Origin of the sequence: Kordia sp. (assembly GCF_965224175.1) — a bacterium.
GTDB lineage: Bacteria > Bacteroidota > Bacteroidia > Flavobacteriales > Flavobacteriaceae > Kordia.
The window spans coordinates 3,670,955-3,692,072 of sequence record NZ_OZ245041.1 but is presented as its reverse complement, the minus strand read 5'-3'; the positions used below and the strand labels follow the sequence as shown (position 1 = coordinate 3,692,072).

General features: G+C 33.6%; 12 protein-coding genes and 1 tRNA gene. 4 read left to right on the top strand and 9 right to left on the bottom strand.

Features of this window, described 5'->3' with window-relative positions; translation table 11 throughout:
- Nucleotides 1-2 precede the first annotated feature (2 nt).
- The 3 genes from feoB to ACOQOS_RS15970 all read right to left on the bottom strand — a co-directional run bounded on the left by feoB (nucleotide 3) and on the right by ACOQOS_RS15970 (nucleotide 3,145).
- Nucleotides 3-2,159 carry a ferrous iron transport protein B gene (gene feoB / locus ACOQOS_RS15980; protein WP_420571470.1) on the bottom strand — a complete coding sequence of 719 codons (2,157 nt, stop codon included), beginning with the start codon at nucleotides 2,157-2,159 and terminating at the stop codon, nucleotides 3-5.
- Nucleotides 2,160-2,173: 14 nt separating this feature from the next.
- On the bottom strand, nucleotides 2,174-2,398 hold the full coding sequence (locus tag ACOQOS_RS15975) for a FeoA family protein (protein WP_420571469.1): 225 nt from the start codon (nucleotides 2,396-2,398) through the stop codon (nucleotides 2,174-2,176).
- Nucleotides 2,399-2,476: 78 nt separating this feature from the next.
- Nucleotides 2,477-3,145 carry an SCO family protein gene (locus ACOQOS_RS15970; protein ID WP_420571468.1) on the bottom strand — a complete coding sequence of 223 codons (669 nt, stop codon included), beginning with the start codon at nucleotides 3,143-3,145 and terminating at the stop codon, nucleotides 2,477-2,479.
- A 139-nt stretch (nucleotides 3,146-3,284) separates the two neighbouring features.
- On the opposite strand from ACOQOS_RS15970, the gene ACOQOS_RS15965 reads away from it, so the two are divergent.
- The 4 genes from ACOQOS_RS15965 (at nucleotide 3,285) to ACOQOS_RS15950 (ending at nucleotide 15,052) form a co-directional block, all read left to right on the top strand.
- Nucleotides 3,285-5,039 (top strand): M1 family metallopeptidase, encoded by a 1,755-nt coding sequence (locus ACOQOS_RS15965; RefSeq protein WP_420571467.1) that lies wholly within the window; start codon nucleotides 3,285-3,287, stop codon nucleotides 5,037-5,039.
- Between the two features lie 119 nt (nucleotides 5,040-5,158).
- A complete protein-coding gene (gene rseP / locus ACOQOS_RS15960; protein WP_420571466.1) occupies nucleotides 5,159-6,490 on the top strand; it encodes an RIP metalloprotease RseP in 1,332 nt (443 codons plus the stop codon).
- Nucleotides 6,491-6,592: 102 nt separating this feature from the next.
- Nucleotides 6,593-6,666, top strand: a tRNA-Asn gene (locus ACOQOS_RS15955).
- Nucleotides 6,667-7,261: 595 nt separating this feature from the next.
- Nucleotides 7,262-15,052 carry a DUF6443 domain-containing protein gene (locus ACOQOS_RS15950; RefSeq protein ID WP_420571465.1) on the top strand — a complete coding sequence of 2,597 codons (7,791 nt, stop codon included), beginning with the start codon at nucleotides 7,262-7,264 and terminating at the stop codon, nucleotides 15,050-15,052.
- Nucleotides 15,053-15,171: 119 nt separating this feature from the next.
- Here the strand turns inward: ACOQOS_RS15950 and ACOQOS_RS15945 are convergent, their stop codons facing one another.
- The 6 genes from ACOQOS_RS15945 to ACOQOS_RS15920 form a co-directional block, all read right to left on the bottom strand.
- The gene (locus ACOQOS_RS15945; protein ID WP_420571464.1) at nucleotides 15,172-16,563 is read right to left on the bottom strand and encodes a metal ABC transporter permease; all 1,392 of its coding nucleotides are present in this window, start codon (nucleotides 16,561-16,563) and stop codon (nucleotides 15,172-15,174) included.
- Nucleotides 16,556-17,629 (bottom strand): metal ABC transporter permease, encoded by a 1,074-nt coding sequence (locus tag ACOQOS_RS15940; protein WP_420571463.1) that lies wholly within the window; start codon nucleotides 17,627-17,629, stop codon nucleotides 16,556-16,558. Before ACOQOS_RS15940 ends, ACOQOS_RS15945 begins: the two co-directional genes overlap by 8 nt.
- 53 nt (nucleotides 17,630-17,682) lie before the next feature.
- Nucleotides 17,683-18,444 carry a hypothetical protein gene (locus tag ACOQOS_RS15935; RefSeq protein WP_420571462.1) on the bottom strand — a complete coding sequence of 254 codons (762 nt, stop codon included), beginning with the start codon at nucleotides 18,442-18,444 and terminating at the stop codon, nucleotides 17,683-17,685.
- Between the two features lie 8 nt (nucleotides 18,445-18,452).
- Nucleotides 18,453-19,190, bottom strand: coding sequence for a metal ABC transporter ATP-binding protein (locus ACOQOS_RS15930; RefSeq protein WP_420571461.1), 738 nt, complete (start codon nucleotides 19,188-19,190; stop codon nucleotides 18,453-18,455).
- Between the two features lie 249 nt (nucleotides 19,191-19,439).
- Nucleotides 19,440-20,354: a metal ABC transporter solute-binding protein, Zn/Mn family gene (locus ACOQOS_RS15925; protein WP_420571460.1), complete on the bottom strand. Its 915-nt coding sequence runs from the start codon at nucleotides 20,352-20,354 to the stop codon at nucleotides 19,440-19,442.
- Between the two features lie 104 nt (nucleotides 20,355-20,458).
- Nucleotides 20,459-21,112, bottom strand: coding sequence for a metal-dependent transcriptional regulator (locus ACOQOS_RS15920; protein ID WP_420571459.1), 654 nt, complete (start codon nucleotides 21,110-21,112; stop codon nucleotides 20,459-20,461).
- Between the last annotated feature and the right edge of the window lie 6 nt (nucleotides 21,113-21,118).

Sequence of the window (21,118 nt, the reverse complement as noted above, 5' to 3'; positions counted from 1 at the left end):
TTTTATTTTAAAAATTGATACGCTATTAATCCAGCAATGTATGCAATAGCAGACATTCCAAAGAGTTGAATCATAGGCCATTTCCAACCATTTGTTTCGCGTTTTACAATAGCAAGCGTACTCATACATTGCATGGCAAACGCATAAAACAATAATAGCGAAATACCAGAAGCAAAAGTAAATACCTTTTTTCCAGAATCGGCATGCACTTCCGACTGCATTTTTGCTTTGATGGTATTTCCATCTTCGTCATCTCCCTCACTTCCAACACTATAAATAGTAGCCAGTGTTCCTATAAATACTTCACGAGCTGCAAACGAACTTACCAATGCAATTCCTATTTTCCAGTCGTAACCTAGTGGTTTTATAACTGGTTCAATCGTTTTTCCTATAACACCCAATACTGAGTTTTCTAGTCGTAATCCTGCTATTTCATCTTCTACAACTGCCTCTCTAAATTCTGGTGTTTTTTCAGCTACAGCTGAACTAATGTCTTGTATACTTATCGTTTTTCCAGCTTCTTTCGCTTCTTTTTTTAAGCTTTCTTCTAGTCGTAAAATTTTATTCTGCAAAGAAATTTCTTGAATTTCGTTAAAACCATTTTGTTCAATTGATTCTGTAATCAATTCTTCCGCATTGTCAAATTTTTCATTGACACCAACAGATGCTAAAACCCATAGAATGATAGAAATTGCTAAAATGATTTTTCCAGCTTCAAATACAAATGCTTTGGTCTTTTCTATTACAGTAAAAGCAATATTTTTAAATAATGGTACTTTGTATTTTGGTAATTCTACAACAAAATAAGACTTGCTTTCAATCTTTAGTGTTTTGTGTAGTATGAATGCTGAAAGTAACGCTATAGCAAATCCAATAATATAAAGTAGCATCAGCGTAATTCCTTGCCAATTGAAGAACCAAAAGACACGTTCACCGGGAATTACAAGTGCAATTAAAATCGCGTATACTGGCAATCTTGCAGAACAAGTAATAAATGGCGTCACTAAAATCGTAATTAAACGTTCTTTCCAGCTTTCTATGTTTCTTGTTGCCATAATAGCAGGAATAGAACATGCAGCTCCAGAGATTAAAGGAACTACACTTTTTCCACTTAAGCCAAATCGACGCATAATTTTGTCCATTAAAAAGACAACACGGCTCATATAACCACTTTCTTCCAAAATGGCGATAAAGAGAAATAGAAAGGCGATTTGTGGAATAAATATCACTATTCCTCCCAATCCTGTAATGATTCCTTCGGCAAGTAGATCAGTAAACATTCCGGCAGGCAATACTTCTTTTGTCCAATCTGCCAACGAGCCAAAAATTCCATCAATAAAGTCCATCGGTACTGAACTCCATTCAAAAATTACTTGAAATATGAGCAATAATAAGATTGCAAAAATTACATATCCGAAGATTTTATGTGTAAAAATTCGATCGAGTTTTGTTTGTAAATCCGATGCTTTTGCCTTGTCTACTGTATACGATTTTTTGAGCGTATCATTGATAAACTTATATCTAACAATAGTTTCTCTATGCTGTACTTTTTTGAGTTCTGTTTTTGACAGAGATGTTAATAACTCAGGATTTGTAATGGTATTTTTTTCTATCTTTTCTGCGGCAATACAGCGTTCTGCTGAAAGTGTAGTATAAGAAAGAATTGCTTCTTTTGCTTCATCAATTCCTGTTTGTAATTTGGAACTGATGATTACAATTTTTGTATTTAAATCGGCTTCTAATTGAGGTATATTTATTGAAATTCCTTTAGATTTCATTCTATCAGCCATATTGATAACTAATAGTGTTGGAATTTCTAGATCTTTCACCTGCGTAAAAATGAGCAAGTTTCGTTTTAACTCTTCAACATCAGTTACAACTACGGCAACATCAGGATAAAACTCATTGGTAGTATCATTTAAAACGTCAATTGCTATTTTTTCATCTGCAGAAGAAGCATTCAAACTATACGTTCCAGGTAAATCGAGTATGGTAGCTTTGTGCGTTTTAGAAAGTTTGCAGGTTCCAGTTTTCTTATCAACAGTAATTCCTGGGTAGTTCCCTACTTTTTGGTTCAATCCAGTTAAATGGTTGAACAATGAGGTTTTTCCTGTATTTGGATTTCCTATTAGGGCTACTTTTATTGTTGTATCACTCATTAGCTAATAGGATATTATATTTTTTCTATTAATATTTCTGCGGCAGTATTTTTACGAATCGCAATATTACTTCCATTAATCCTTAAAAATAAAGGTCCGTTAAAAAGTGTTGTCTGCACTAATTCGATTTCATTTCCAGGCAAACAACCCATTTCTATAAGTTTTAGCGGAATTGTATCTACCGAAAAATCAAGCACTTTCGCTTTTTCTCCTTTTTTTAAATCAGCAACCGTCAACATTTCTTTATTTAGATTAATTTTAAAGAAGCAAAAATAAGTTAAAAAGTTTAGTTAGAAAACTTCCGTGAAGAAAAAGCGCTATTCGTAAGATTCTTTTAGCGTTTCGATATCGTCGAGCAATTTTTCAATATCTTCTTTTTTAGTACCGTCATAAAATCCGCGAATGCGACGTTTTTTATCGATCAACATAAAATTTTCGGTATGTACCATTCCGTAATCATCGTTGCCATCTGATTTCACAGCTAAGTACGATTTACGCGCCAAGTCATAAATTTGTTTTTTATCGCCAGTAACTAAATTCCATTTCTTATCATTTACACCTTTTTCAATTGCGTAGCGTTTTAATTGTGCTACCGTATCAATTTCGGGTGTTACGGAATGTGATAATAACATTATGTCATCGTCATCTAGTATTGCTTTTTGAATTTCCGTCATGTTTTTCGTCATGATCGGGCAAATAGTTTGACAAGTTGTGAAAAAGAAATCTGCTACGTAAATTTTGCCTTCATAATCTTTCTGTGTCACGGTTTTACCATTCTGATTTACCAAAGAAAAATTATTTATTTTATGATATTTACTTACATGTTGTATGGAATTGTCAACTAATTCGACATTTACATTAGCAGGTTGATATATAGGAAGCACATTTTTCTTCTTTAATGCAAAGTAGAAAACGGTGACGATAATCGCTGATAAACAGCCCATTACAATCGCAAAAAGTCTGTATTCTCTAAAAAATGATATCATTTAGTGTCGTTTAACGGATAAATTTACAGTTCGTCGAATTGATTTGGGGCTTTCATCGAAAAAACCCTGTACAAATTTACGATTTTTATTTTTGACAGTGAAAAATTCCTATATTGTCTGTCCCAAATCTAACTTAACTATGAAGAATACCATATTAGCCCTTGGTTTCTTGTGGACTTTTGTCGCTTTTAGCCAGACAGATCAGGAATTGATCGATGTGGTTGAAACAGAACACAATAGAGCTCAACACATACATGATTTTGAAGCAAATGAACATACAGCTTCGTATGATTTATTATCTCACAGATTAGAACTAGAAGTTGATCCAGCAATACACTATATAAAGGGAAAAGTTAGTACCGAATTTCGTGTTTTAGAGAACACAGAAACAATTACATTTGACTTATCTGACCAATTAGAAGTTTCTTCAGTAGCTAATGGAAAAGAAGATTTGGCTTTCACACATGAAAACAACGAACTTGTATTAACTTTTACAGATAGTCTTTGCGAAAGCGCTACACATACAGTTACAATTACTTACGAAGGAGTTCCTAATAAAAACGCTCGTGGCGAAGGATTTGTAACAACAACACATAACAACACGCCATCTTTATATACACTTTCTGAACCTTACGGTTCAAGAGATTGGTGGCCATGCAAACAAGATTTAAATGATAAAGTAGATCAAATTGATGTCATTATTACGGCTCCTGCAGCTTACAAAGCTGTTTCCAACGGAATGGTAATATCAGAAACTCAAGAAGGAGCTGTAATAACGACTCATTGGCAACATAATTATCCAATTGCTTCTTATTTAATTGGAGTTGCTGTTACAGATTACGAAGTATTCTCTCAAACTGTTGAGAGAAACGGACATAGTTTTGACATTGTAAATTATGTATATCCAGAATCAAAAGAAAAAGCAGAAGAGTACACGAAAGTTACTGTTGACATTATGAACCTTTTTCAAGATTTATTTGGAGAATATCCTTTTAAAGATGAAAAATACGGTCATGCAGAGTTTGAATATGGTGGTGGAATGGAGCATTCTACGATTTCGTTTATGGGGAATTTTAGCAGATCATTAATTGCGCATGAGTTAGCACATCAATGGTTTGGAAACAAGGTTACTTGCGATTCTTGGAATGACATTTGGCTTAACGAAGGATTTGCTACGTATTTATCTGGTTTGGTTGAAAATCATTTCGACGGAGAGCAAGATTTTATCAACTGGAAACGTGGAAAAATTGCAGATATTACTACCTCAAGAAATGGATCGGTATATGTGCAAGATGATAAATTAGATAATGTTGGGCGCATCTTTAGTTCTAGATTAAGTTACAACAAAGGTGCAATGGTAATTCATATGTTACGCACAAAATTAGGTGATGACGTATTTTTTCAAGCCATTCGAAATTACTTAAACGACGAAGAATTAGCATACGGATATGCAAATACAGATCAACTACAAGTTCACTTAGAAAAAGCTAGTGGACAAAATTTACAAGAGTTCTTCAATGATTGGATTTACGGTGAAGGATATCCTTCGTACGATATCGCTTGGTATCAAGGAGCAGAAAGTAAATTAAATATCAAAATGAATCAAGCACAGTCTAACAGAAAAGTTGATTTTTTTGAAATGAATGTATCTTTTTTAGTGATTGGAACACAAGGAGAAGAAGAGTACATTACAATTGATAATACTGTGAATGGTCAGGAATTTCAAATTGCAGTGGATTTTGAAATCGCTGATATGATTTTTGATCCTAAATTTGATTTAATTTCAAGAAACAACAACATTGGTATTGATATTGAAGCTGTTGCCGAATTAGAAATTACTCCTTCTATAGAAAACACTGTAAACAAAACAACCTTAGTGACAACAAAAAAGTAATCTATCCTTTTTATATAGCTGAATAAATACAATAAAAACAAATTTTAGAGCGTCGCTATTTTTTATAAGTAATGATAAAACCTTACTTTTGTGCGTTCTATAAACATTTTATACTATAAATGGGATTATTTATTCAGATTACATCGTTTATCCTAATCATATCAATCTTAGTGATTCTTCACGAATTAGGGCATTTTATACCAGCTAAACTTTTTAAAACGAAAGTTGAAAAATTCTATTTATTTTTTGATCCTTGGTTCTCTATCGTAAAGAAAAAAATTAAAGGAACTGAGTATGGTATTGGATGGCTTCCACTAGGTGGTTATGTTAAAATTGCTGGAATGATTGATGAAAGCATGGATAAAGAACAAATGGAAAAACCACCTCAACCTTGGGAATTCCGTTCAAAACCAGCTTGGCAACGTTTAATCATCATGTTAGGTGGTGTTATTGTCAACTTCTTATTGGCTTGGGTAATTTACATTTCACTATTTGTATATTATGGTGAAACATATGTTCCTGTAGATCAAATTAAAGACGGTTTGTATGTAGATGAAATCAGTGAGCAAATTGGATTACGCACAGGAGATAAAATTCTAAAAATTGACGGAAATAAGGTTGAAAAGTTAGACAAGTATTTAACTATAGATATTTTACTAGGTGATCAAGTAACAGTTTTACGAAATGGAAAAGAAGAAACTGTTCCATTAAGTGATGAAGGGAAAAAAGCGGCATTAGATAGTAAAGGAAGAAACTTTGTTACGCCAAGAATAGCTGCCATCATAGGAGCAGTATCAGACAGCACAAATGCTAAAAAAGCGGGAATATTACCAAATGATGAAGTAGTTGGCATAAATGGCGCTAAAATTCAGTTTTGGGATCAATTTCGCACTAAAATAAAAGAAAACACGAATAAAGAAATTCAATTAACCGTAAAGAGAGAAGGAAAAAACATTACACTTCCTGTAATGGTTCCTAGTAAAGGAGGAATAGGTGTTGTATTAGATAACAATAAAGCTGTAGATCGACTAGTAATTACTAAAGAATACGGTTTTTTTGAAGCGATTCCTAGAGGATTTGAAGAAACGATTAATGTACTAGTTCGCCAGGTAAAGCAATTTAAATTAATATTTAATCCAGTAATTCAAGGATACAAAAAAGTAAAAGGACCTATTGGAATTGTAGAAATGATGTCGCCTGTTTGGGATTGGCAATTCTTTTGGGGCTTTATGGCTATGTTTTCTGTGTGGTTAGCTTTTTTAAATATATTACCTATTCCAGCCTTAGATGGAGGACACGTAATGTTTTTATTATACGAAATCATTGTTGGAAAGGCACCATCACAAAAAGTAATGGAGATAGGACAAATAGTTGGTTTTGTAATCATTATGAGTTTAATGGTGGTTATCTTTGGAAATGATATCTGGAACCTTATTAAAGGTGGTTCTTAGTAAGAGATAGTGCAGAACAAAAAACTTTTTTATTTTTTTAAAAAAAATGTTTGTTCGAAATAAAAAATAACATATATTTGCCCTCGCAAAAAGCAATAACACTCCTCCTTAGCTCAGTTGGTTAGAGCATCTGACTGTTAATCAGAGGGTCCTTGGTTCGAGCCCAAGAGGGGGAGCAAAGCTTTGCAAAGCCATCCAATCGGATGGCTTTTTTGTTTTTAAAATCTATTGTTTTCTACAACTAATTTTTAAGTATAAAAGTGTGAATCGTGCTTGATTTGAAACTTGGAATCAAACGCAGATGAATACTGTTTACCCAATATTTTAAAAAAGAATTCTGATTGAGCTATTTGATGATAAAGAATCTGTAGTTCGGTAATGAACTAAGAAAGAAGCCAAATATATAATACTGCTAGTCATTGAATAATCGTAAAATAAATGACTCGGCAATTAGCTGAAAATTGAGTAAAAATTTCAAAAAATCAATCAACCATATCTCACCCTACATAAGCAAACTATTTCAGGGCAAGCTCACGAAGCATTGAACAGAAACAATTAAAAAAATTTCGAGGCGAATTTCTGAACGTTTAAATCTCGATTATCGAGTAAACTTTCTTGCGAACGTATTCAAAACCATAAGAAAGTTAATATCGTTTTCTACAAAACATAACGCTTATACATTATTTTCAAACAACTCATAATTCATTAGTTTATTTGTTGAAGACTCTACACAATTTATTAGAATACATTAACATTAAAACCAATTTTTCTATGAAAAAGTATTTCATGCAAATTGTGTGTGTCATTTTTGGATTAACGTTTCATCAAGGATCATACGCACAAGACGATTCAAATCCAACAGAATTACCAACAATTATTCCAGCTTCACCAACAGTTGCGAACTTAATGCAATTTGAAGAAGTTCCTGTAAGTCAATATACAGGAGTTCCTGATATTGGCATTCCCATATTTGGAAAACAATTATCACCAAATGTAGGACTCAATTTATCACTTCGATACAACACTACAGGTATTCGTATTGATGAACGTTCAGGATGGACAGGAACCGGATGGACTTTAGATGCTGGCGGTGTAATTTCTCGTACCGTTGTTGGCGAACCTGACGAAAAAAATGTTCCCAATCAAGGAATAGGAGTTTTACATAATAATTATTTTAACTATCCATTCGTAAATAATCCTGCAGCTTCTAATGAGTTTCTATGGAAAGGAGTTCGAGGGATTGAACGATTTGATACACAATTAGACTTATATCAGTTTAGTTTCCTAGGAAGATCTGGACGATTTGTAATCATCAAAAATACAGCTGGAAATCTAGAAGCTAAATTATTATCCTACGATCAAAAACTAGAAATAGAACTTTTCTATGACCCTATTACTTTTGTTATGGATGCTTTTGAAATTACTGATGAAACAGGCACCATTTATACCTTTGGACAAGAATATAAAGAAACAACCGTATCATCACCTCTATCAAGCGGAATCAGTATAAGTCTTGGAAGTACTGTAGCAAATAATGTGTACCACTCAGCTTGGATGCTCAAAAAAGTTACCACTAGCAATTTAAAACCGTTGTGCACTTTTGAATACACAGATGTTCAGGAAAACTTTGAAACTCCTAAAAACTCAACAGTTAAAAAAGTTTTAGGTAATGCTGCTTTAATCACAGGAGATGCCTATGAAGTTTTTGAAAATTTCAATAAAGGCTTGCTTGAATCAGGAAATTCGTATACAGCGAGCGCACTTCAAATACAAACACAAAAACTAAGTCGTATTATCTTATCAAAAGATAATTCTACTATTGAATTTAATCATACTGTAGGACATCCTGAATATAGTGGTTCTATATCTCCACCATTATTTAGCACAGGAGCAAAACTTACTCAAATACAACGTAAAGATGCTACAGGCGCTGTTGTAGAAAGTTTTTCATTCAGCTATTCTGAAACAAGTTTAGGAAATCGCTTATTTTTAAATCAAGTGAATCATACTCGCGGAAATACAACACTTCCATATGTAATGACCTATCATAATAAAGAAGATTTACCTGCATTTGGTGATCTTCAAAAAGATCGTTGGGGTTATTATAATGGAGGAAATGTAACTACTGGTGTATTAACCGAAATGCACTACCCTACTGGCGGCGTAAAATCATTTAATTTTGAATCTAATACGTTTAGCTATTTTGGAGACGAACCTGTAAATCTTCGTGATATTCCCGAAAACCAAATAAACTTTACTGCAAATTATACATTAAACGATCAAATTACTCCTCAAAATGGATTTACGCCTAATATCGAATTTGTATACATAGATGGTTTATCTACAAACACAACACTCAATATCAATACTACGTCAACGGTGCCAAATCAACCTTTTGGGAATGAACTTGAAAACTTTCATGTAAAAATTACACCTGTAACAGTAAAAGCTTCTGTTGGATTTGATCCAGATTGCACAGGACTTTGCGCAGCGCCTACAAGCGTTTCAGATTTTGAAACGCCCAACTATGACAATTCACTTAATTATACAATTACAACAGCTTCACATCAACCAATTCTTCCTAGCGGATGGTACTTTATTCAATTGAGCCATAGAGAGTATATATCTTCTAATATTGATAGCGTAAATGTTGATATTTCGCTGAACTATCCCAAATTCACTCCAAATCAAAAATACTTTAATGGTGGCGGTTTACGTGTAGGTTCAATTACTTTTAAGGATAAAAATAACATCGCTACAAAAACATATTATGATTATAACGAGTTTGATGATACAAGCGTTTCAAGTGGATCATTTGATGGTGAACTATATGATAAGCCCTATGATATTGCAAGAAGGCATATGTTTCTAAATGGTTACGTATGGGGTCCAACTTCAGTAGTAAGATATCGCGTTCAAAATTATAGCAATGCTGTAAATGTACAAATGACCAAAGGGAATTATGTTGGTTATCAAAATATACGTGTATACAAAGAAAATAATGGAGAAACTAGATATACTTTTGTTTCTCCAAAAGACGAACCAACTTTTGTAACTCCATCTTACCCATTTGTTCCACAAGAAGATAAAGATTTCAAAAGAGGATTGCTCACAAAAGAGGAAATTTTTGATGAAAATGATCGCAAACTCAAAGAAGTAACCCATACATATACAACTTCTTCAAAAATAGTGGCGGATAATGTACAAATGAGTCTGAAGCAATACAGTAGTTGTGAATGGGATCAATTTTTTAAGACTTATGATGGTTATTTAACGACTACCGTCCAAATTGAATTGCCCATAAATCCAGAAAGTGAGGTCTCTATTGCTGGGCCTATTTACATGTACAATTGTGGTGATCCATCAAATTATATAGATTCACATTTTTACTCTTATTATGCTGGAATTTCTCAGTTGACAGAAACCATTACTAAAGATTACTTCTATGATTTACAATCAAACCAAACAGTAACAACATCAAGAGAAACATTCTCATATCACCCAGTAAATTATCAGCTTAAAGAAAAGCATACATTTTTTGATGAAAAAGGCATTACTCAGGATTATATGACAAAATATTATTATCCTGTAGATACCAGTTTTCCAACCGGAGGAAACAATACTGCTATTCGTAATTCATTAGTAAATCTAAACAGAATCAATGAAGTTCTTGAAGTAGAAAATTATAAAAATGGAACTCTTTTAGATCAATTAAAAACTGAATATTACGAATTTGAAACCGATCTTATTTTACCTAAGACTATTGCTGTTTCAAAAGGAACAGACATTTTAGAAGACAGATTGGAATATCAACGTTATGATTCGTATGGAAACATTCTACAAGTCAGCAAAAAAGATGGTACTCCTATCAGTTATATCTGGGGTTATGATCAAATGTATCCTGTAGCACAACTTATTGGTGTTAACTTTTCAGAAATTGAAACACTCTTTGGAAATAACTTCCATACGGGAAGCACAGGATTAAACACCTCACAATTAACAAGTTTACAAACCAATTTCCCAGATGCACAATTTGGTCACTACACGTATAATCCAATGATTGGAATCATCAGTGGCACAGACATAAGAGGATATAAAACTACCTACGAATACGATGATTTTCACCGTTTACAACGTGTAAAAGATGCTGACGGAAACATTTTAGCTGCTAATGAATATTTTTATCGTAATGGAAATGATGCATTAGATAATTATGTAAAAACAATTGCATATCAACAAGCTACACAAGATGGAATTGATGTAGATAATTGGGATACGTTAGAAAACATCAATTATATTGACGGACTAGGACGTGCGCAACAATCTATTGCTATTCAACAAGGAGCAACTGGAAAAGATATCATTACTCATTTTGAATATGATGCAATTGGACGTCAAGAAAAAGAATTTTTACCATATACAGCAGCAAGTTTACAAGGTGCAATTCATAGCAATGCATTGACCAATCAGGCTGCGTATTACAATACTACAAAATATGAAAATACAACAAATGCATATAATCATCAATCACTAGAAGATTCTCCATTAAATAGAGCATTAGAAGTTGGCGCGCCTGGTTTAGATTGGATGGTAGATACTACTGCCGATACAGATCATACAATCAAAATGGAATATCAAACCAATACGTATAACGGCGTAATTACAGATCAAAACTTTGATAATATCCGTCATTTCAAAGCAACTATTGGAAATAGTTATACAGATGTAAGTCTGCAAGAAGATGGCTTCTACCTTGCGGGAGAATTATATAAAACAATTACCAAAGATGAAAATTGGCAACCAAATCTTACTAATCCTTCTGCATCTACCAAAGATCATACTACGGAAGAATACAAAGACAAACTAGGACGTGTAGTATTAAAACGCACCTATGATCAAGAAGTACGTCATGACACATACTATATTTATGATGATTATGGGAATTTAGCGTATGTTTTACCGCCGGAAGCTGCCGCAAAAACAACAATTAGTGCAACAGATCTCAGTACACTTTGTTATCAATACAAATACGATCATAGAAATAGATTGATTGAGAAGAAAATTCCTGCCAAAGAATGGGAATATATAGTCTATGACAGATTAAATCGTCCTGTACTAACACAAGACGTGAATCTAAGAAATGAAAACAAATGGTTATTTACAAAGTACGATGCTTTTGAAAGAATTATTTACACAGGAATTGTTATTAATTCTGGTTCAAGAGCAGCTCTTCAAACAACTTTTGATTCTACTGCATTATATGAAACCAAAACAACCACAGCAACAACTATTGGAGACACTTCGGTATACTATACCAATACTAATTTCCCAAATGATGCTTCTGTAATTGTATTAACAGTTAACTATTATGATGATTACTCTTGGGACACTGAAACTTCCTATGAAATTAACACTGGACTTACCTCTGCGAATGGTCTACAAGTCAATGGAAATATAGTCAGTAAACCAGCAGGAGCTGCTTACGGGTGGAATGCTGGGTTTACAACTGATGGACTCATACAAGGTGATGGATATATTGAATATACAGTTACTCAAACAAACAAACGTGTTATGGTTGGGCTTTCAGCTGTTAATTCTGCTGGAAATGATCATTACAATACCATTGATTATGCTATTTATACAGGTTACGGAACAGAAAGCAAGATTACCATATATGAAGAAGGCGCATATCAAACAATACGTCCAACATATTTTCAAATTGGAGATCGTTTCAAGATTGAACGTGCTGATAACCTAATTCTTTATAAAAAGAATGACGAAGTATTCTTCTCTACGCAAATCGATTACAAAGGAACTTTAATAGGTGATAGTTCATTTTTAGATGCAGAAACTGCAATACAAAATGTTCATATTGGATATTCATGCATGGGACAAGCTTTTACTAACAAAACAAAAGGACTAGCTACTGGTAGTAAGGTTCGCGTCATAGGACACAACCATTGGATAACTAGTGAATCATATTATGATGAAAAAGCGCGTGCTGTATATACAAAAACAAATAATAGTTATTTGGACACAAAAGACGAACTATGTTCTCGATTAGATTTTACTGGAAAAGTACTGAAAAGTATAACTACACATCAACGTTCTAGAGATCGTGCAATAGTGACTAGAGATAACTTCATATACGATCATGCTGATAGATTATTGTATCAAACCAAACAAATCAATGATGGCAATAAAGAACTAATCGCAAGAAATACCTATGATGAATTAGGGCAATTGACTCAAAAACAAGTTGGAGGAAGTATACCTAACATTAGCGCATATACAAACTTAAGCAATGTAACTGTTGATGGGAATGTCATTACTAAAAATCAGTCTACAGGTTGGGATGGCGCACTCACTACAACTAATACCATTACTGGCGATGGATATTTAAGTTACAGTATTCCTAATTTGAATAAATACATCATGGTTGGGCTCGCTGAAGAAGTAGGTGGTACTGGCTATTCCTCTATTGATTATGCTATTTATACACATTGGGGAAGAATGTATATTCGTGAAAATGGTGCAGACAGAGGTTTGCAAGGAACATACACACCTGGAGATATATTAACTATTGAACGAAGAGGAACTAAAATTTACTATCTAAAAAATGGAGAAGTATTTTATGTTTCTGGTGTAGCTGACAATGGAAATCCACTTATGGGTGATGTAGCAATTCACTCTACAGAAGGAAAAATCAAAGACTTAGTGCTAGTCGATTTAGAAAATGAATTACAAGAAGTAGATTATACGTATAACGTAAGAGGTTGGCTAAAAGGAATCAACGATATCAACAATCAAGGAAATGACCTTTTTAGCTTTGCTATCAAATACAATGACATTACAGATCCGACCAAGCAATTATTTAACGGAAACATTAGCAGTACGTCATGGAGAAGTCAAGGACAAGACAGTTCGCTGAAAAACTATGTTTATGAATATGACGGACTCAACAGAATTACAAAAGCTGTAGACAATACTGCAAACTACAACTTAGACTTAGTAAGTTATGATCTTAATGGAAACATTCAACAATTAAAAAGAATAGGTCATACAAATCCTGACGCTACTTCTTTTGGATTAATGGATGATTTAAATTACAACTATTCAGGAAATCAATTATTAAGTGTAAGCGATACTGGTAACATCAATCATGGTTTCAAAGATGGAAATACCTCAGGAAACGATTACAGCTATGACAACAATGGTAACATGGTGGAAGATAAAAACAAAAACATCACTAACATTAGTTATAACTATCTAAATCTTCCAACGGAAATTACATTTTCCAACGGAAGCACAATTTCATATACGTATGACGCAAGTGGAGTGAAACTTGAAAAGCAAGTAAGTGATTTTCTAGCTGCCGAATCTGGAACAACGTTCTATGCGGGCAATTATATTTACAAGCAAGGAGCTTCCAGAGGTTCAACATTAAAGCTTACATTCTTTAATACCGAAGAAGGTTATGTAGAACCTATATTTGAAATGACAGGTGGTGAACCATTAGGTGGTGGATTATTTGGAGGTACAACGCCACTTGTGGAATCTATTACTGGTTTTGAGTATACATATCAATACAAAGATCACTTAGGAAACATAAGGCTTTCGTACCAAGATATGAATGGCGACGGAAGTATTGATGCTTCATTTGAAATCAAGGAAGAAAATCATTATTATCCGTTTGGACTGAAGCATAAAGGGTATAATGCCAATCAAGTTGGAAGAGATCATCTCTATGGGTATCAAGGAAAAGAAGAAAACGATGAACTCGGACTAGAATGGCAAGATTTTCATGCTAGAAATTATGATGCCTCTATAGGACGTTGGATGAATATCGATCCATTAGCAGAACAAATGCGTAGACATTCTCCTTATAATTATGCTTTTAATAATCCTATTTTCTTTATTGATCCAGATGGGATGAAACCATTAGGCAATGGAGACGATGATAGCGAAAAAAGTATAATTTATAATGGTTCTGAAACTGCAATTGGCGATAGTGATATAGTAGTAGAAAATCAATTAGAAACCGTTGTACTAACTGGATATAATAATAATAGTGATATAAAGATGGAAGATGAATCCGTAAATGATAAAAAAACTAACGGAGCTGGATATTTTGGTTATTCAATAGGTGGCGCTCTAGGAGGAGGAATTGGAATTAGTATAGGAATTGTAAGAGATGACACTGGAAATCATGGCCTTTATTTTGAATTTAAAGGAAACATGGGGCTAGGGGTTGATACAGGCTTTGAATTTGATGCCTTTGATTCCACAGGAGGTGAACCAATTCTCTTGGAACATATAGAAGGAAAATCTGTATCATACAACATAGGGATATCCACTCCAATAGGAGGTGTAGGATATAATCCCGGAGGCACAATCGATAGCAGTTATAGTGGAATCGATGTAATGAACCCAAGTAATTTTGGCACAGGAGATAATGGTTACACAACTGGTTTCAGAAAAGTAGATTTCACAAAACCTGAACCTAAAATATCTGTAGGAGCTATATACACACAAAGTAAAAGTTGGATATGGGACTTCTAATATAAAAGGAAAGTTGTCAATCAAAAGCAATCACAGCTAAAAACTGTGGTTGCTTTTTTTTATAAAACTTCGTATTCTAAAAATATTTTTAAAAATAGATTAACGAAACACACAAAAACCTATCCTCTAAATAAAAAGAAATCATCTTTCATCTCTTCAATTTCAGTGTCTTTGTTGGTAATGATATAATCAATGGCTTTTTCGGTGAAATCTTCTCCTTTTTTGGTTAAAGAAATGATCTTATCCGTAATGGTAATCATGTTATTTTTTTGTGCCAATTCCACAATAGATTGTGAGCGCAAGCGTTGCCAATTAATATGTTCGTTCAAGTGTTTTACATGACGTTCACTTTCTTCTGTATGGTTTCTGATGTGCAATAAAAACACCAACAACATAATCTCTGTTTTCTGTTGTCGCACTTTGTAATATCCGTAAATCACACCTCGTTTTGGCAAAATATAAATTAAAAGTACTGTCAAAATTACCGCAATTCCTATGATATACAGATAATCTAAAAACACAAACTGACTAAAAACGGTTTGTATTTTTTCTCCTAAAAGCAAACGTTCAAAACCAGTATTATTTACAAGTAATGCTTCATAATATTGATAAAAAACAACACTTATTCCAGTCGCTATACTTACCAAAATAGACGTAATAATTGGCTCGTATACCAACAAGAAAAGAATAGCTAATACTGTCGTCATAGAACCTGAAATAGACGCATCTAACACATGTGCCAACCAATATCCAGAAATAGCTGCCACTACTCCAAAAAAGCAAGAAAGTAGTAGCATTTTCTTTAAATCCTTTGTAAATAAATAAGCGGTTGCCGCAGGTGCAATCATTAAAGCAACAACTAATATTGGACCGACTGCATCAAATGCTCCTACAATGGTCACCGATGAAACCGTCATTAAACCGTAATGCAATATAACTGGTGAAAATCCTAGCGCAGCCGCTAAACCTGGATCAAACGTGCTTACTTTCAATTCCTTGAAAAAAGCAAACAAGAGAATCAAGGTGATCAATAGAATAATTCCAATCACCCAAATTGCTTTCGGTCCTAAGTTGATACACGAATCTGTAATTCCTTCAATACAATTAATTTGTATGATGTCAAATGGTGCTAAACTCAAGTCACCAACCATCACAGAATCAATATCTAAATGCACATCATTTGCGTTTTTGGCAATCAAAATAACACCAATACTAAACAAGGCGGGAAAAACGAGTCCGATAGCAGTATCTTCTTTTACCAAACCTGTTTTTTGAATGTATTCCACCAAAATTACCGTGACAATTCCCGCCAAGGCAGCCAAAACAATTAAGAATGGTGAAGCGGTATCTTCTACAATGAAAAATCCAATGACAATTCCCAACAAAATGGAATGACTGATCGCATCACTGATTAACGACATTTTACGCAACACTAAAAATGTACCTGGAATAGCACAAGCAACTGCAACAAGCGCTACAATAATCTGTATGACAATTTGTGCGTTATTCATGTGTATCGTTTACTTGTTGATTGTATAAGTTTGCAGCCGTTTCATAGCCTTGTGTTGTCATTGACCATTGTTGCCCGTTGATTTCTACATAATTTAAATCGACCAATTCTTGCAGTGATTTTTTTGAAAATCCTTGAAAACCATTCAAAATTTTAATGGCGTGCGGATGTGATATATTTTCATGCGTTTTAGCAATTCCGTACATAAATGCCAATGTTTTCTGCATTTTTAGGTTATTTCTGTTCTTTCTGAAGCGAATTTCTCTAAATAACAATCCTCTGTTTGGTGAAAATATAAACGAAAGGAAAACAATACTTGCTGCTACCAACACAATAACTGGACCTGTAGAAAGATTACTTTGACTAGCGCTAATCGCAGTACCAAGAACTCCAGAAAAAGCGCCAAATATTGCTGCCAAAAACACCATCATTCCCAAACTATTTGTCCATTGTCGTGCTGCAGCGGCTGGAGCTAACAACATAGCACTCATTAAAATTACACCAACGGTTTGCAAGCCTAAAACAATGGTAATTACAATAAAAGTTGTAATTAAAATATCTATAAAACGCGTATTGAATCCGAGTGTTTTGGTATAGTCTACATCAAAAAGTAAAATTTTAAATTCTTTCCAAAAAACCAATAGAATTAAAAGTGCAATTCCAGCTACAATAGCAATCAACCAAACATCTTTTGCCAATAAAGTGGCTGCTTGACCAAATAAATACGTGTCTAATCCAGCTTGACTTGCATTTGGTTGTTTTTGAATAAACGTTAATAGCAACATTCCGAAACCAAAAAATAAAGAAAGTGTTAATCCTAATGCTGTATCTGATTTTAAGTGCGTGTTTTTTGTAATACTACGAATCCAAAAAGTTCCAATCAATCCGCTAATTAAGGCACCAAGTAAAAAGAGATTGCTGTCTTTTACTCCAGTAATTAAAAATGCAATCGCAATCCCTGGTAAGGCAGCATGTGAAATAGCATCGCCCAAAAGGCTTTGTTTTCTCAATACAGCAAAACTTCCTAACATACCACAAATAGCACCTAATATTGCTGTTCCCAGCATGACAATTCGTGCAGTATAATTAGAAAAAATAAGCTCTATGTATTCTAAAAAATCTATGGTTTCTCGTTTTTTAGTTGTTTTATAAATTGTTTTCCGTCAAAAGTCAATACTACTTTTTTTCCTGTCGGCAGAAAGAAACCACTATCAGCATCCAATAAAAATTCACTGTGTGTAATGGTAGCTTTTTCAGGATTTACGAGTAGATCAAATTTGTATTTTCTTGCAATTTTGAACACATACACAACTTCATCATTTTCAAATATGGCTTTTCGCACTAACGCTTCTTGGTTCAACTCAAAATATGCTAATACCTTATGATGATGACCGCTTCCATAGGTTCCATACGCTTCAAACAAATAGCCTTTTCCGAAAGGATAAATTTCTAAAATCACAGCATCAGCAAGGATATTATTTCCTTCTTCTTCGTCCATTGGTTTTTCATCTTGAAGTGAAACAACATGAATTTTATCTCCAAATTTAAACTGAATGAAACTTCTCAATGCATGCCAACTTCCGCCTGTAAGACTGTCCCAACCAAAGGTTCTAATCTTTTTATCATCAGAAGTGGCTACAGAAATATATGTACGAAGTTCGGGAAATCTATAATTCCAACTTTCTTTTTTTGAAAGTACTGTTTTTAGTGTTTTTTCAAATTGAATTGCCACTACTTCCCTATTGATGTTTTCATCTTTAGAACGTAATTGCTTTAACAATGACAATACTTTTGCTTCTTCCGCTTTCATGTCTGTTTGTGCAAACATTGAAAATGAAGATAAACTCAGAAACAAGAGAAGAAAGAAAGTTTTTGTTTTCATACACGTAGTTATTCTTGAACGCTTACTTTATAGTTAATTCCGTAAGTCTTGGTTAAATTATCATCGTTAAAAATATCTTTTACTGGACCTGTCGCAATTTTTTTCACGTTCAAAAACGTAACCCAATCAAAATATTCAGGAACGGTTTGCAAATCGTGATGCACTACAATTACTGTTTTTCCAGCTTTTCTAAGCTCTTTTAAAATATTGATAATTGCTTTTTCTGTGGTAGCATCTACACCTTGAAAAGGTTCATCCATAAAATAAATAGACGCATTTTGCACTAAGGCTCTTGCCAAGAAAATTCGCTGTTGTTGTCCGCCAGAAAGCTGGCTAATTTGACGATTTTTAAATGGTAACATTCCTACTTTTTCTAAGGCTTCCAAAGAAGCTTTCTTTTGCTTTTGTCCAGGACGTTTTATCCAACCAAGACTGCCATAAGTTCCCATCATCACAACATCTAGCGCTGTCGTCGGAAAATCCCAATCAACACTTCCTTTTTGTGGAACATACGCTACTAATGAACGTTGTTTTTCATAAGGTTTTCCAAAAATAGAAACAGTTCCTGCAATAGGTTTTATAATCCCTAAAATTGATTTGATTAAGGTAGATTTTCCAGCACCATTTGGTCCTACAATACACATCAATACACTTTCAGGAATTGCCAAATCAATATCCCACAATACAGGTTTGTAATTGTATGCAACCGTAAGGTCATCTACCGTAATTGCGTATTTTTCTTTCATTGTTTTTTGTTGATTTGTATTTTCTGTCGATTCGTTAATTTGTTTATTTGTTCTTCTTCAAATCTTTAAGTTAAACGTCATTTCGAGTGAAATTCTAAAAGAATTTTGTATCGAGAAATAGTGTGAAATTCGAAGTAGTTCTCGATACTATTTTCTTCGAAAATCACTCGAACTGACGCCTTGTAAATCTATATTATAATTCAAATCGTATCTAAAATCTAACGATCTAATCATCTAAGAAGTCTAAAATTACTTTAATGCATCAATAATCGTTTTTACATTATATTGATACATTCCAATATACGTTCCTTCTACTGTTCCTGCATCTCCCAGAGCGTCTGAATATAAGATTCCGCCAATAGCTACTTCATGATCTTTCGCTTTTACAGCTGCCTGCAATGCTTCAATAGTACGTTTTGGCACTGAACTTTCTACAAAAATGGCTTTTACGTCTTTTTCAATAATAAAATTCGCCAACTTCTGAACATCTTGTACACCAGCTTCGGTTGCTGTTGATAGACCTTGCAAACCAACAACTTCAAAATCGTGTAATTTCCCAAAATAATTAAATGCATCATGCGCCGTAACTAAAATTCGTTTCTCTACAGGTAATGTATTTATTACTTCTTTTATTTCTTTAGATAACGCTGTTAACTTTTCAATATAAACCTGTCCGTTTTTCTCAAAACTTTCAGCATTTGCTGGATCTAGCTTTTTGAGTTCATCTACCACAAATCGTGTTGCTTGTTTCCAGTAATCAATATGAAACCAAATATGCGGATCGTAGCTGGATGCAAAATATTCCGAACTAATCAAACCACTTTTATCCACAGCGTCAGAAACCGTAATGGTTTTCTTTTGTTGACTTCTGAGTTTTTCGAAAACGTCTTCTAATTTTCCTTCCAAATGCAGTCCATTATAGATAATTACATCTGCATTGAATAATTTACTCACTACACTTTCACTGGCTTTGTACAAATGTGGATCTACACCACTTCCCATTAAACCTTGCACTTCAATTTTTTCACCACCAATGTTCTTTACCATATCAGTAATCATTGTAGTTGTCGTAACCACTTGAAGCTTTCCACTTTGTTTTTTCACTTCTGTTTTACAGCTTATTACTGTGAAAATTATCAGTAGTATATAAATGTATTTTTTCATTTTTATTGTTGATTTGTCAATTCGAGCGCAGTCGAGATATACTTCGTTATTAAAAATACTTTCCAATTTAAGATTCAACATTCATAATTTATCATTCAAAAAAATCATTTCTTGATATAAATATTATTAGCAATTTGCTGTGAAATTGTAAATTCTTCTTTCTTAATTCGAATCTTCATAGAATTATCAAAAGGTTCTTTATCGATTACCTTTATCTTTTTCCCCAAAGCAATGCCTTGTTTATCCAAATATTTTAAAAAAGAGGAAGAAGAATCTTTTACGCCAACAATAATGCCTTTGTCGTTTTTATCGAGTGTCATTAACAATACATCTGCATGATCAGACATGTTTCCATCTTTATCTGGAATTGGATCACCATGCGGATCACGCTTTGGGAAACCTAAAAATTCATCCAATTGATTGATGAGTTTTTCAGATTTGATATGTTCTAATTGTTCAGCAACATCATGTACTTCATCCCAAGTAAAATTGAGCTTTTCTACCAAAAATACTTCCCAAAGTCTATGTTTTCGGATGATACTTGCCGCAATGAGCCTACCTTCTACTGTTAACTCTGACCCTTTGTAACGTTTATAGTTTACCAGACCTTTTTCAGATAGTTTTTTGATCATATCTGTCACAGAAGAAGCTTTGGTATTCATTTTTTCCGCAATCGCGTTCGTGCTAATCCCACCATCAAAAGCATCGCTTAGATGATAAATTGCTTTTAAGTAGTTTTCTTCCGAAAGTGTCATCATAATCAT